Origin of the sequence: Pseudomonas agronomica, from assembly GCF_025917275.1 — a bacterium.
Lineage (GTDB): Bacteria > Pseudomonadota > Gammaproteobacteria > Pseudomonadales > Pseudomonadaceae > Aquipseudomonas > Aquipseudomonas agronomica.
The window spans coordinates 1-14315 of record NZ_JAOSHO010000094.1 but is presented as its reverse complement, the minus strand read 5'-3'; the positions used below and the strand labels follow the sequence as shown (position 1 = coordinate 14315).

Annotated in this window: 12 protein-coding genes; 5 read left to right on the top strand and 7 right to left on the bottom strand. The window is 61.7% G+C overall.

Annotated elements, in window-relative coordinates:
* Positions 1–37: 37 nt before the first annotated feature.
* From OC610_RS09915 to OC610_RS09905, 3 genes are all read right to left on the bottom strand, one after another.
* Positions 38–1222, bottom strand: a complete 1185-nt coding sequence (locus OC610_RS09915) for a porin (protein ID WP_264427639.1) — start codon at positions 1220–1222, stop codon at positions 38–40.
* A 367-nt stretch (positions 1223–1589) separates the two neighbouring features.
* Entirely contained in the window at positions 1590–2864 is a 1275-nt protein-coding gene (locus tag OC610_RS09910) for a glucarate dehydratase family protein (RefSeq protein WP_198796450.1), read from the bottom strand.
* Entirely contained in the window at positions 2861–4219 is a 1359-nt protein-coding gene (locus OC610_RS09905; RefSeq protein WP_264427638.1) for an MFS transporter, read from the bottom strand. Before OC610_RS09905 ends, OC610_RS09910 begins: the two co-directional genes overlap by 4 nt.
* 120 nt (positions 4220–4339) lie before the next feature.
* Between OC610_RS09905 and OC610_RS09900 the strand changes: the two genes are divergently transcribed.
* On the top strand, positions 4340–5236 hold the full coding sequence (locus OC610_RS09900; RefSeq protein WP_264427637.1) for a LysR substrate-binding domain-containing protein: 897 nt from the start codon (positions 4340–4342) through the stop codon (positions 5234–5236).
* Between the two features lie 65 nt (positions 5237–5301).
* On the opposite strand, the gene OC610_RS09895 is transcribed toward OC610_RS09900, so the two are convergent.
* Entirely contained in the window at positions 5302–6204 is a 903-nt protein-coding gene (locus tag OC610_RS09895) for an ADP-ribosylglycohydrolase family protein (protein ID WP_264427636.1), read from the bottom strand.
* 218 nt (positions 6205–6422) lie between these two features.
* Here OC610_RS09895 and OC610_RS09890 point away from each other — a divergent pair, with 218 nt between their 5' ends.
* Positions 6423–6857 (top strand): nuclear transport factor 2 family protein, encoded by a 435-nt coding sequence (locus tag OC610_RS09890; RefSeq protein WP_030140739.1) that lies wholly within the window; start codon positions 6423–6425, stop codon positions 6855–6857.
* A 138-nt stretch (positions 6858–6995) separates the two neighbouring features.
* Here OC610_RS09890 and OC610_RS09885 read toward each other — a convergent pair whose 3' ends face one another.
* Positions 6996–7919 carry a LysR family transcriptional regulator gene (locus OC610_RS09885; protein ID WP_264427635.1) on the bottom strand — a complete coding sequence of 308 codons (924 nt, stop codon included), beginning with the start codon at positions 7917–7919 and terminating at the stop codon, positions 6996–6998.
* Between the two features lie 124 nt (positions 7920–8043).
* Between OC610_RS09885 and OC610_RS09880 the strand changes: the two genes are divergently transcribed.
* Positions 8044–8250: a tautomerase family protein gene (locus tag OC610_RS09880; RefSeq protein ID WP_030140737.1), complete on the top strand. Its 207-nt coding sequence runs from the start codon at positions 8044–8046 to the stop codon at positions 8248–8250.
* A gap of 309 nt (positions 8251–8559) precedes the next feature.
* A complete protein-coding gene (locus OC610_RS09875; protein WP_264427634.1) occupies positions 8560–9294 on the top strand; it encodes an SDR family NAD(P)-dependent oxidoreductase in 735 nt (244 codons plus the stop codon).
* Between the two features lie 53 nt (positions 9295–9347).
* Here OC610_RS09875 and OC610_RS09870 read toward each other — a convergent pair whose 3' ends face one another.
* On the bottom strand, positions 9348–11489 hold the full coding sequence (locus OC610_RS09870) for a TonB-dependent siderophore receptor (protein ID WP_264427633.1): 2142 nt from the start codon (positions 11487–11489) through the stop codon (positions 9348–9350).
* Positions 11490–11570: 81 nt separating this feature from the next.
* Positions 11571–12983 carry an aminotransferase-like domain-containing protein gene (locus OC610_RS09865; protein ID WP_264427632.1) on the bottom strand — a complete coding sequence of 471 codons (1413 nt, stop codon included), beginning with the start codon at positions 12981–12983 and terminating at the stop codon, positions 11571–11573.
* 134 nt (positions 12984–13117) lie between these two features.
* Between OC610_RS09865 and OC610_RS09860 the strand changes: the two genes are divergently transcribed.
* The gene (locus OC610_RS09860; protein WP_264427631.1) at positions 13118–14284 is read left to right on the top strand and encodes an MFS transporter; all 1167 of its coding nucleotides are present in this window, start codon (positions 13118–13120) and stop codon (positions 14282–14284) included.
* The last annotated feature ends 31 nt before the right edge of the window (positions 14285–14315 follow it).

Sequence of the window (14315 nt, the reverse complement as noted above, 5' to 3'; positions counted from 1 at the left end):
GCCCGGCGGGAACAAGTTCTCTTGCGGGCAGTAATCGTTACCAGGTCAACACCGCCCCCACCGCAAAGGTGTCGGTGTCTTCATTCTGCGCGCTGGTGTCATGGCCGTTGATTTCGAACTGGTTGTATTCGGCCACGAGCTTGAGGTTGTCATTGACGTCATGGAACAACGCGATACCGCGCGTCTCGTAGTCGGCGCCGCTACCGACCACGCCGTTGCCGTCGTCATCGGTCTTGCCGTAGGACAGCGCCAGGCGATTCTTGCCCAGTTTGTAGGAGCCCTGCAGCAAGTAGCCCTTGCTGTCGACATTGCGCAAGGTGGCTTCGCCGGCATTGTTGGTGAAGAACGGGTTGATGCCCTTGGCCTGGAACCCGGAACCGGTGAGCGACAGCCCGCCCATCTTCGCCTGCACGCCATAACCCAGGCCTTTGGACGTCACCGACTCGACGTTGGAGTCAGTGTTGTCGGAGGTCTGGTAGCTGCCGTTGAGCCAGCTGTAGATCTTTGCCCCGGCCAAGTCGAACTGGTAGGTGATCTCGCTCTCGGTGCGCGGGTTTTCCTGGTAGGCCTTGCCGGTGGCGCTGCTGTCGTTGGTGTCCACCGGGTCCATGATGCCCACCGCCACGCGCAGCCCGTCCATCACTGGGGTGCGGTAGGTGATCTGCGACGTCGGGAACGGGTACGGATAACCGCTGCCGATATTGCCGAACGACACGCCGCCACCGTCCACCAGGCCCAGGGTGTCGCTGACCTGGCCGTAACCGGCGAGCAGCTCGTCAAGCAGGATGTTGGAACGGGCGAACAGGCCAAAGTCCTTGCCGATCAGCACCTCGCCCCACTCCGGGTTGGCGACGGTGCCGTAGAACTGCCGAACATCGATGGCGGTGTCGGTGCCGTTGGTTTCACTGTCGTTGATGGTGACCCAGAACGACGCCCGGGCGCCGAGCTTCAGGTCATCGACCTGCTTGCCCATGTTGAAGCCCAGGTAGTTGGGCAAGAAACCCATCTTGACCCGCGCCTGACGCCGGTCGAACTGGTCCCCGGCGCGGTCCACGTCGCTGTTGACGTAGAAGGCGTTGATGTAGCCGTCGGTGGAAAAGGTCGTCTGATCCTTGTCGTACAGCATGATTTCGGCGTGGGCCCAGGGCATCGAGCCGAGGGTCGAGAGGCCGGCGATGACCGCAGGCAAAAAACGCAGGCAGGTATTTTTATTGTTGTGCATGGCGCGCTCCGCAACAGGGGACGGGATGTCGGAGGCGATTATCGAAAGGCGCCAGGGCACGTCATACGCTGCCTTGGAGGTGATTGGCGGCTGCTTTGGCAGCGCAGGGCCGGCGCGGCAGTTTTGGCGTAAGACCCCGATGCCGCAGGGCGCGGTACTTTGGGTGTGGGCCGGTGGGTGGGTGGGTAGGATCAACTCGTTGGGCAGTGGTACCGAGTCGTCTGGTTTAGGGCTGCTGCGCAGCCCAGCGGGAGCAAGCTCCCTCTCCACGGGATCACCTCGTATTCGGGAACGAAGTCGTACTCGGCTTTTGTGGCGAGGGAGCTTGCTCCCGCTGGCCTGCGCAGCAGGCCCCCTCGCCTTCGGGTCAGAACCTCGGCTTGACGGTCTTCCAATCCGGCTTATAGCGCCGCATCTGTCGCACGTCATCGCGCTGGCGAATGCCGCAGCTGAGAAACTGCTCATGCAGCTTGCCCAACTGATCCCGGTCCAGCTCCAGCCCCAGGCCCGGCGCCCGGGTGATCTTCACGCAGCCGTCGACAAACGGCAGCTTGCCGCCCTTGATCACCTCTTCATCCGGTTCCTGCCACGGATAATGGGTGTCGCAGGCGTAATCCAGGTTCGGCACCGAGGCCGCCACGTGGGCCATGGCCATGAGGCTGATGCCCAAGTGCGAATTGGAATGCATCGACACCCCCAGGCCAAAGGTGTCGCACATCTTCGCCAGCACCTGGGTGTCCCGCAGCCCGCCCCAATAATGATGATCGGCCAGGACAATCTGCACGCTGTCCTGGGCCACGCTGCGGCGGAACTCGTCGAAATCGGTGACCACCATGTTGGTCGCCAGTGGCAGGCCCGTGCGCTTGTGCAGCTCGGCCATGCCTTCCAGGCCAGGTGTCGGGTCTTCGTAGTATTGCAAGTCGTCTCCCAACAACTCGGCCATGCGGATCGACGTCTCCAGCGACCAGTTGCCGTTGGGGTCGATGCGCAGCGGCAGCCCGGGGAACGCCTGTTTCAGCGCCTTGATGCAGGCGACTTCATGCTCCGGCTCCAGGGCGCCGGCCTTGAGCTTGATGCTCTTGAACCCGTATTCCTCGATCATCCGCCGCGCCTGGGCAACGATCTGCTGCTCGTTCAGCGCCTCGCCCCAACTGTCCGCCGGGTAAGGTGAATCGATGTGCTCGGCGTACTTGAAAAACAAATAGGCACTGAACGGCACCTCGTCGCGAATCGCACCACCCAGCAGATCCACCAGCGGCACGTTCAGGTAATGCGCTTGCAGGTCCAGGCAGGCCACCTCGAACGCCGAATAGGCATTGCTGACGGCTTTGCTCGCATGGGAACCCGGCGCCAATTCCGCCCCGGCAACGCTGGCCGGTTTATGGGCCGCAACGGTGGCCTGGACGATGGCCCGCAATTGGTTGAGGTTGAACGGATCCATGCCGATCAATTGGTCCTGGACCTGCTGCTGGATCGCCAGGGCCGGCGCATCGCCGTAGCTCTCGCCGAGGCCGATGTAGCCGTTGTCGCTTTCGATCTCGATGATCGAACGCAGCGCAAAAGGCTCATGAATGCCGCTGGCGTTGAGCAGAGGTGGGTCGCGGAAAGCGATGGGGGTCACGGTGACGCGTTTGATTTTCATGCAGCGGCTCCCGATGGGCCAGGGTTCAAGGTTGGTTTTTTTTCCGGCAGGCCGGAAGGTGAATCCGGTGTGCCGCGCCCCGGTTGGGTGCGGGCAAAAAAGATCACGACAGCGGCGACCAAGGAGGTGATCGCCAACCCATACAAGCCGCCCTCGATGGAACCGGTGGTCTGCTCCAGGAACCCGAAGGCCGTCGGCGCGACGAAACCGCCGAGGTTGCCGATGGAATTGATCAGGGCGATCACCGCCGCCGCGATGCGGGCGTCGAGGTAGCCTTGGGGGATCGGCCAGAACAGTGCCGATGCGGCCTTGAAACCGATCGCTGCGAAACAGATGGCGACGAAGGCGAAGATCGGCCCGCCCGTGGTGGAAATGAACATGCCGAACGCGGCGATCACCAACGTCACCGCGACCCAGGCCTGCTGGAATTTCCATTTGCTCGCCAAGGCCGCGAAGCCATACATCGCAACGATGGAGATGATCCACGGAATGGAATTGAGCAAGCCGACCTGGAAATCCCCCAGGTTGCCCATCTTCTTGATCATGCTCGGCAGCCAGAACGTGGCGCCATAAATGGTCAGGGCGATAGAGAAGTAGATGAAGCAGAACAACGCGATCTGGCGGTCGGCCAGCAATTTGAACATCGAGGGCTTGACCACCTGTGCGGCTTCGCGCGCTCGCTGCTCTTCGGCGATGGTCGCGATCAGTACGGTTTTCTCTTCCGCTGTCAGCCACTTGGCCTGGCTGGGATGCGATTGCAGCCAGTACCAGACGAACCCGCACAACACAATGGACGCGCCGCCTTCAATCAGGAACATCCATTGCCAGCCATGCAGGCCCAGCCCGCTGACGTTCAACAAGGCGCCGGTCACCGGCCCGGAGATCACCGAGGCAATGGCCGAACCGCTGAGGAAAATCGCCATCGCCTTGCCGCGCTCGCTGGCCGGCAACCATTGGGTGAAGTAGTAGATGACGCCGGGAAAGAATCCCGCCTCCGCCGCGCCAAGGATGAAGCGCAGCACGTAGAAACTGGTTTCACCCCGCACGAACGCCATGGCCATCGCGGCCGCGCCCCAGGTGAACATGATGCGGGTCAGCCAGGCCCGGGCGCCGTAGCGCTGCAGGAGCATGTTCGACGGTACTTCGAATAGCGCGTAGCCGACGAAGAACAACCCGGCACCCAGGCCATAGGCGGCGGCGCCGATACCCAGGTCGGTCTCCAGGTGGCTGCGGACGAAGCCGATGTTGACGCGGTCGATGTAGTTGACGATGAACATCACCACCACCAACGGCAGGACGTGACGTTTGACCTTGGCCGCCGCGAGGGCCAGGGTCGAGTCCGGTACGTGATTCACAGCGGGCCTCCTGATCTTGTTTTTGTGGGGATTGTTTGTAAGGAACTGCCCGATGATGGACGCCGCCGATTGTTCCCGTCTAATCTAACTTGGCACTTGATTGATACCGGAATTGAATCAATGTTTGAATTGGCCCAACTGCGCTGCTTCACCACCGTAGCGACGGAACTCAACTTCCGGCGCGCCGCCGAACGCCTGAACATGACCCAGCCACCCTTGAGCCGGCAGATCCAATTGCTGGAGCATCACCTGGGTGTCGAACTGTTCACCCGCAGTACCCGCAGCGTCGCGCTCACTGCCGCCGGGCGGGCGTTTTTCATCGAGGCGCAGAACCTGCTGCAACAGGCGCAGCAGGCCGCCGTGGCCGCCAAGCGTTTCGCCCAGGGCGACATCGGCTCGGTCACCATCAGCTTCGTCGGCAGCGCGGTGTATGAATTCCTGCCCAAGGTCATCGCCGAGGCGCGGCTCAAGCAACCGCAGGTAAAAATCGTCCTGTCGGAGATGAACACCTACCAGCAACACGAAGCCCTGCGCGCCCGGCGCATCGACCTGGGCATCGTCCGCTCCCCCCTGCTGGAAACCGGCTACGCCACCGAATGCCTGGTGCGCGAACCGTTTGTCCTGGCCGTGCCAGCAGGTCATCCGCTGGCCAACGCCGAGTCCGTCAGCGTGCAGGACCTGGATGGACAGCCGTTCCTGATGTACTCCCATTCCGCCTACCCGCCCTTCAACGAACTGCTCACCGGCATGCTCCGCTCGGCCCGGGTCGCCCCGCAGTTCGTGCAATGGCTCGGCTCCTCGCTGACCATCCTGGCGCTGGTCAACGCCGGCATGGGCCTGGCGCTGGTGCCGCGTTGCGCGACTAGCGTGATGTTCAAGCAGGTGGTGTTTCGTGAGATCGATTTAGGTGAAGGGGTGCAGAGCGAGTTGCACCTGGTGTGGCGGGAGGACAATGACAATCCGGCGTTTACGATGTTGCTGGAGGGGATTCGCGGGGCGGTTCGGGAAGGAATGTGAAAGCGGAGCCAGGTGCTTGCGCTACCGGCTGACTCCGCACCAGGCCCATGGACTCGAAATGAAGCTCAAGCCTTGAGGTGAAGCGCATCGGCCATAGTTTCAATCTCCTGTCGCATCCACAGCTTCTGCAACCAATCGGAGGGAATAGCCTGTATTCCATAAAAAGCCCCGGCCAACTGCCCGACGATGGCTGCGGTGGTATCCGCGTCGTCGCCCAGGTTCGTCGCTGCCAGCACTGCCTCAGCGAAACTGTCCGTGTGGTAAAAGCACCACAATGCCGCTTCCAGGGAAGCGACCGAGTAGCCAGTGCCTGACACTTCACTGCGAGCCTTTCCCTGATACGCCCCTTGAGCGAGCGCAATCACCTTGGCCTCGGTCAGTTGTTCGGACGACACTCGCAACACATCCGTCTTTGAATCACCGCTCAATGCGTTGCCGATGACGTCCGCCAGCACTTGGCAACACTCCACCGCCTCTGCCGCCCCATGAGTGGTACGCGAACTCAGCGCGGCGAATTCGCGGATACGGTTGCGATCCGGATAAAAGAACAGCACAACCGGTGCCAGGCGCATGAGCGAGCCATTACCAGCCGTTTGAGGATCGGTGTCGCCCGCAAATGGATCGCGATGGATCTGATAGTGCTCCAGTGCGTCGCGAACGGTCATGCCGATGTCAAAGCACGCGCCCGTCGAACTCAGGTAACCCCAATGCCACCAGTTGAGGTATCGCCCCATCTGGTCAGCCGCATCAAAACCACGCTTTTGCAGCAGACTTTCCGCCAGACACAACGCCATGGAGGTGTCATCGGTCCATTTGCCAGGCTGGAGATTGAAAGGACCGCCACCGACCATGTCGGTTGCCGGTGGAAAGGTATTTCGTGGCTTGAACTCAACAGTCGTGCCAACGGCGTCGCCACATGCCAAGCCCAGCAGGCATCCGCGATAGCGGTCTAAAAGTGTCGGGGCCATTCTGATTCCTTCCGTTTCGATTTCGTCCGCGTCCAAACAGCGCACAGTCGGCGAAATGATAACGGCTGGGCGCGTTCAGGACACCTGACCGCAATCTTCTCTATCAAATTTGTGCCCCGCTTCCACTTGGCTATTCCCGCGCATCACTACAAGTTGTACGATGACCGACGAGCCTAGGTGCTCGAACTCCTGATACTTACAAAAACAAGGAAAGACCCATGAAAAAAGCATCATTGCTGATCGGTTTCGTTTGCCTGTTCAGCGGCTACGTAGCCGCCGCGCCCGCATCGGCTGAGAAGGAAGTGGCCGAAGCTGTCGACCACCTGACCCAGGCCATGCTGCACAAGGACATCCCCCAGCTCCAGGCCTTGGCCGCCGAGAACCTGACCTACGGCCACTCCAGCGGCAACATCCAGGATAAAAAAGCCTTCATCGCCGACATCGAGACCGGCAAGAGCGCATTCAAGACCCTTGAAATGCAGAATCAGAAAATCACCGTCTCAGGCGACGTAGCCATGGTTCGCAACCACTTCTCCGCCCAGGCGCTCAAGGGCACCGAAGTGGTCCCGACCGAAATCGAGAACTTCCAGATCTGGCAGAAGCAGAAGAATGGCAAGTGGCTGCTGATTGGTCGGCAGGCGTTTCGGTTCTAACAGTCGGACATAGACCTCTGTGGCGAGGGAGCTTGCTCCCGCTCGGTTGCGCAGCAACCGCAAAATCTTGGGGCCGCTTTGCAGCCCAGCGGGAGCAAGCTCCCTCGCCACGGGAATCTGGTGAGGCGGGCCGTCACTTCACTCCGCCGCCCACTGCTGTCGGTGTTCCAACAGGAAATCCACAAACGCCCGCACCCGCTGCGGCACGTACCGGCCATGGGGATACAGCAGCGTGAACGGCCGTGAGCGCCCTGCGAGCGGCGCCAGCACTTCCACCAATCGCCCGTCCGCCAACTCCTGTTCAACGATAAATCGGTAGGTCTGGAACAGCCCGGCGCCATGCTTGGCCAGCGTCACCCCGCCCAGCACATCGTCGGAGCAGCAATACCCGCCCTGCCCGAACACTTCCTTCTCCTTGCCCTCGACATTGAACAACCAGGAGATACGACGACCGCTGCTGGGCAGTTCGAACTGGATGCACTCGTGCAGGTCCAGGTCTTCTAGCGTTTGCGGCGTGCCGACCCTGCGCAGGTAATCCGGGGACGCGACCACCGCCAGTTTCGCGTCTTCCAGCAAACGGGCGATCATCGAGGAATCCGGCTGGGCCCTCACCCGAATCGCCAGGTCATAGCCCTCGGCAACGAAATCGATATTACGGTTGCTCAGGTGAACGTCCACGCTGACCTGCGGATAAAGCGCGCGAAATGCTGGCAGCAACGGCAGGATCCGGTGATGGCCGTAGGTCGTGGGCACGCTGATGCGCAGTTGGCCGGACGGCACCGATTGCGCGCCCATGACTTCCTGCTGGGCTTCGACCAGTTGCGTCAACGCCTGGCGGCATTGCTCGAAAAAGGTCCGGCCAGCATCAGTCAACCGGATGCTGCGGGTGGTGCGCACAAACAGCCGCGACCCCAGGCGTTCCTCCAGGCGAAAGATCGAACGGCTCACCGCCGCAGGAGTGACGCCCGCCACCTGGGCTGCCGCCGTGAAACTGCCCGCCTCGGCCGCCAGGCAAAACAGTTCGATACTGCCTAACTGCAAGTCTTCGAAGTGACGCTTCATGATTCATTACACCGCGTATCAACTGAAGATTCCCGATGCCTGTTTATCAGGCCGTGGCGTATAAATACAGTAGTCCTCGATTGCGCGGGCTTTTCCTGCGCAAATTCACCCACTGGAGTGCAGCATGCCTTTCGTCAATGTTCGTATCACCCGCGACGGCGTCACCCGCGAGCAGAAAGCCCAGGTCATTTCCGAGATCACCGAAACCCTGCAGCGCGTGCTGGGCAAGGACCCGCACCTGACCCATATCGTGATCGAGGAAGTCGACACGGATAACTGGGGGTATGCGGGCATGACGACGACTGAGTATCGAAGTAAACCCAAGGAATAAGGCTTCACCTTATCGAGCCCGGTACGAATGACCGGGCTTTTTTCTGCCTGCCGACTCGCTATCCCTGTGGGAGCGAGCTTGCTCGCGATGGCATTAGATCAATCACATGTGGGCTGGCTGACCCGCCGCTATCGCGAGCAAGCTCGCTCCCACAGGGTGTAGCGCAGGTTCGATTGATTGATTACACCAAGTATCAACTCAAGTACCAGACCCCCCATTTATCAAACCCAAGCGCATCAATAACCTGATCACAACCAACGCCCAGACAGGCGCAGCGGTTCCCCCTCAACGTGATCAGGAGTCAACCTCATGAGCAATCAGAAAACCGTCATCATCACCGGCGCTTCCAGCGGTATCGGCCTTGGCCTGGTCAAGGCTTTCCTGGCCCGCGGTTATAACGTGGTGGGCAATGCCCGCTCCCAGTCCGGCCTGGACGATGCGGCCCGCCAGCTCGGTCATCCGGCCAGTTTCGTCGGCGTGGCCGGTGACATTGCCGATCCAGCAACGTCCCCCGCCCTTGTCGGCAAAGCCATCGAGGCGTTCGGCGCGGTGGATGGGCTGGTCAATAACGCCGGTTTCTTCCTGCCCAAACCCTTCATCGAATACAGCCCCCAGGACCTGGAATCGTTGCTCGACACCAACCTCAAGGGCCTCGTCTACGCCAGCCAGGCCGCTGCCGCGCACATGATCAGCCGCCAGCAAGGTTTCATCATCAACATCTCCGCCTCGGTGGCCTTGCAACCGAACATCCAGGTGCCGGCCGCGCTGCCCGTGCTGATCAAGGGCGGCGTCAACCAGATGACCCGCGCCCTGGCGCTGGAATTGTCACCGTTCAACATCAAGGTCAACGCCGTGGCGCCCGGTATCATCGACACGCCGATGCATGACCCGGCGCACCGTGACTTCCTCAACAACCTGGCCCCGGCCGGCCGGGTGGGCACCATCGACGAGATCGCCGAAGCCGTGTTGTACCTGGCGGGCGCCGACTTCACGACGGGCGCGGTCCTGCCGGTGGACGGCGGGATGAGCACCGGCAAGTGGTAAAAAAACAAAACCCCGAAGGCAGGACCTTCGGGGTTTTTCATGGAGCCTTGAATCTACAGCGTGTAGGAGATGCCCGCCTGCACCGTCCTCGGTGCGCCCGGGTAGGCGTAGACGCCACCAAACGCGCCTTCTTCGTAATCGGCGTCGAACAGGTTCTTCAAGTCGAGGTTGAGGCGGATGCGCTCGTTGACCTTGTAGTAGCCGAGCAGGTCGACGACGGTGTAGTCATCCATGGTGAAGGTCGTCGCCGCCGTGTTGCCGGCCCGCTCATCGACATATTTGGCGCCCAGTCCCAGGCCTAGCCCTTTCAAACCACCGTCCTGGAATTCATAGACGTTCAACAGGCTGAAGCTGTTCCTGGGCACGTTGAGCAAACGAGTCCCGGTGGGGATGTTGGCGTCCTTGGTCACTTCGGCGTCCACATAGGCGTAGCCACCGATGACGCGCCACTCCGGCGTCAGGTTGCCCGCCACATTCAAGTCGAAACCACGGCTGCGCACTTCGCCAGCGGCGACGTTGAAGGTCGGGTCCAGCGGATCGGGGGTCAGCACGTTGCGTTTTTCGATCTGGTAGACCGCCGCATCGACGCTCAACTGGCGATCCAGCGCTTCCCACTTGACGCCCATTTCATAGGACTTGCCTTCTTCCGGCTTGAATCCGCCACCCTCGCGGCTAGCGCCGTTGTTGGGTTTGAACGAGCGCGCAGTGTTGGCATAGACGGCCACCGTGTCGGTCAGGTCGTAGATCACACCCAGGCGCGGGGTGACGGCGTTGTCGGTAACGTCCCAGTTGCGGCTGCCGGGGCGAGCCTGGGGGACAAAGCTCTCATATTCATGCTCGAACCGCTCGAACCGAGCGCCCGCCAGCACCTTCAGCCGTTCGGTCAGCGCCACCTGATCCTGGACGAACACGCCGAAGGTCTTGAGGTTTTCCTGGTCATCGGTCGGCGTACGGGTCAATGCCGGGCGTGCCTGGCCATACACCGGATCGAAGATGTCGATCGGGTAGGCACCGGAGCCGGCGGCAGAACGCCGGATGATGGAGTCGTAGTGGTAGTCCTCGTATTCAACGCCGGTCAGCAGCGTATGTTCGAACCCTCCCGTGGAAAAATGCCCGGTGAGGTTGAGCTGGGTGTCACGGTCGGTCCACTCCAGCTTGCGGTAGTTGAAGTTGCGGCCCAGGGTGCGTCCATCGGCGGCGATGCCGTTGCCTTCCACCGCGTTGCCCTGCAAGGTGCCGTCGAGCCACTGGGTGCCACCGGCCAGGGTCCAGTCGTCGTTGAGCATGTGTTCGAAACGCACCTGCAGCATGTTGTTGTCGTTGTGCAGCTTGCCGGCGTCCTTTTCACCGAAGAACGTATCCCGCGACGCGGTGCCGCGCTGGCCGGCGTAATGGGTCAGGCCACGGTCCAGCGGCGCATTGTTGCGCATGAAATCGCCTTCGAACGTCAGGCGCGTGGTGTCGTTGACCTGCCAGGTGACGACGGGGGCAACACCATAACGCTCGGTCTCGACGTGATCGCGGAACGTATCGCCGCCCTCGCCCACCACATTCAGGCGATACGCCAGGCGACCTTCTTCATCCAGCGGGCCCGAGGTATCCAGGGTGCCGCGACGCATGCCCTGGTCGCTGACCTGGCTGCCCAACGTCACCGTGCGCTCGGCCAACGGTTGCTTGGACACCACGTTGAACGTGCCGCCCGGGTCGCCACGGCCATAAAGCATGGAGGCCGGGCCGCGCAGCACTTCCAGGCGCTCGATGGTGTTGGCATCCGGCATGTTCGGGTAACCCCGGTTGATCGGGAAACCGTTGCGGTAGAACTCCCCCGTGGTAAAGCCGCGCACGGTAAACGTGGTCAGGCCCTGGCCGCCGAAATTGTTGCCCCGGCCGACGCCGCCGGCATAATCGAGGGCATCTTGCAGGCGCGTGGCGCTGAGGTCTTCAACGACGTCGCGGGACACGACCGAAATGGACTGCGGGGTTTCATGGATCGCGGTGTCGGTACGCGTGGCGCTGGCCGAACGGGTCGCGTGATAACCCTTCACAGGGCCCTGCGCAGTCTCGAAATCCGAGGTACCGACGATATCGGTGGCTTGCAACTCCAGCGGCGCCCTGGCCGCCGTGCCGGGTTCTTCAGCCCATGTGGAAATGGAATAAGCCTGGAGCACACACAATGAAACGAGTATCCGACGCATCGACACACAATCCTGACGAGAGAACGCCGGCCCCTGCAAGGACCGACAAGAATGTGTCGCGAAAGATACAACAACTCATTCCTATTTGATATCCATTCCCATTAGCACCTCCGTTCCAACTGCGGACTCTTGCCCTATCTGCCTGAAAAAAGCCTGGGCCCGCACGTCCTGGGTAAACGCGACGTTGAGCCGCAGCCAGTCACACGCCTCCCCCTCCGGCAGGAATGTCGAGCCCGGGGACAGTTGGATTTGCAACTGGCCGGCGATTTGCCGCACCCGTTCGCCCGGCACATGCCGGGGCCGAGCCCACACGAAGAGACCGCCACTCGGCTCGGCAAACACTTCCCAGTGAGCCGGATCAAGCAGGCGCAACGTGCTCGCCATCTGCTTGTTCAAGCGCACGCGCAAGCGCTGGAGCAGCTTGCGGTAGGCGCCGTTGGCCAGCAGCGTAGCCACGACGTTTTCCGCCAGCAATGAACAGCCGATGCCGGTCACCATCTTGACTTCAGCCAGGCGCTTGATGACTTCGGGCTGCGCGACGACGTAGCCGATGCGCAATGAACTGGACAAAGTCTTGGAAAAACTCGCCAGGTAGATCACCCGGTCCAAGGCATCGAGGGATGCCAGGCGCGACGTCGGGCCGTTCTGGAAATCCGCATAGATGTCATCCTCGATCAGCCGGAAATCATGCAGCGTCGCCAATTGCAGCAAGCGGTACGCCACGCTCGGCGCCAGGCTGGTGCCGGTGGGATTCTGGTACATGCTGTTGATGAAGAAATACGCCGGCTTGTGTATGTCGAGCAACCTTTCCAGGCTAGCGATATCCGGGCCTTGGGCTGTCCTGGGCACCGCCAGGGTCTTGACCCCGTGCAGCTTCAGCAGGTTGAACAGGTTGTAGTAACCGGGGCTTTCCACCAGCACCAGGTCGTCAGGCTTGAGGAGCGTGCGTACCAACAGGTCCAGGCCGTGGCTCGCGCCCTGGGTGGTGAGGATCTGCTGCGGATCGACGTGAATGTCGATCAGCCCCAGGCGCTTCTGGATGTGCAGGCGCAGCTGAGCCGAACCCAGCGGCGTGCTGTAGTTGAACAGCGCCTGATTGTCGCTGCGCACCACCTGGCGGATCGCCTGGCCCAGATCCGTGTCGTCGCGCCACGCGTCCGGCAGCCAGCCACACCCTAGCTTGAGTTGCGTTGATTCGTTATCGAACAACCGCCAGCCAACCGCGTCGTCGATGTCCGGCGCCGAAGCCACGGGCATCTGCTGGGCCACGAAAAATCCCGAACCATGCCGGGACTCCAAGACACCGCTGGCGACCAGTTGGTCGTACGCCTTGATCACGCTCGACAGGCTCAAGCCGTTTTCCGTCGCCAGTTGGCGGATCGACGGCAGGCGAGCGCCTGGGCGGATGCCATGGGTGTTTATCCACTCCGTCAGACTGGCAACCAGTTGCCGGACCAACGAACCCGTGGCGTTGCGATCGATGTTCAGGTCCATGGCAGCGGTTCTCGACTAAGTGTTCTCACATTTCCGGCGAACAGTTAACCATAAAAGCCCCACGTCTGTTCCTTGTTTGCTCTCGGCCCCACCGGGATAGTCCATCCAGACTCCACACCCTCAAGGAACCCCTCTTGGACACACAGCAACGACACTCATGGGGATTGGCGTTCGGTCTTTGCCTGATCACCCTCGCGGTCAACCTCCAGGCGCCGCTGTATACCACCTATGCGCAGCTTTCGGGTTACGGCGCGGGCGCCACGGCGGTGGCATTTTCCGGTTATGTGCTGGGCGTGTTGCCAGTGCTGCTGGCGTTCGGCGGACTGGCCGACCGGGTGGGCCGCAAACCCTTGATCGTGACGGCGCTCTGCCTGTCGATGCTGGCGACGGTGATCACGGTGATCTGGCCGAACCTGATCGCACTGGGCGTGGCGCGCCTGATGATGGGCGTCGGCACCGGCTTGGCTTCGGCGACGTCCACCGCCTACATGGTGGAACTGATGCCGACGTGCGATGCCAGGTCACCGGCCAATCGGGTCACGGCCAGCACCTCCCTGGGTTTTGGCCTTGGCGCGGCGTTGACCAGTCTCTTCCTGTTCCTCCATCACAGCGTCACGCCGGGCAGCTTCTGGTTGCAGTTAGTGCTGGCCGCCCTGGCGATCATCGTGGTTGCGCGGCTGCCGGACCCCGCCCCCAGGCTCAAGCACGCAGCGATGTTGCGCCTGCCGTTGTTCCCAGCCGGCAGCCTGCCCTACAGTTTTTCCATGCTGCTGGCCTGGGCGACGTCGGGGCTAGTGATCGCCATCCTGCCATCGGTGCTTGCCGCCCATGACTTGCAGCGTTGGTCAGGCCTGTCGACCTTTACCGTCATCAGTTGTGGGCTGATCTTCCAGCCCTGGGTGAAACGCATGCAACCGGCCAGGGCCACGGGATTGGGGCTGTTGGTCTTGCCGTTGAGCTACGCGCTGCTCGCCTGGGGCGCGAGCCAGGGTTCGCTGGCCGCCGTGTTGCTCGGTGCGCTGGGTGCCAGCAGTGCGTGCTACGGCTTTTTGTACCTGGGTGGACTGTCGGCGATCACCGCCATGGCCGGTGCGCAAAAAGCCCGGGGCAGCGCGGGATTCTTCCTGTTTGCCTATGTGGGGTTCAGTATCCCGGTCGTGGTGACTGGATGGCTGGCCGACCATTTCGGCGCCGACGTGGCGCTGGCGGTGTTTGGCCTGGCACTGCTGGCAGGCGCAACGATCACCGGGCTGCGCATCGTCCGGACAGAGGCCTTCGTCGCCCAACCCGCCCAAGGCTGAACAGATCTTTTTGCTCAATTGCTCACACTGC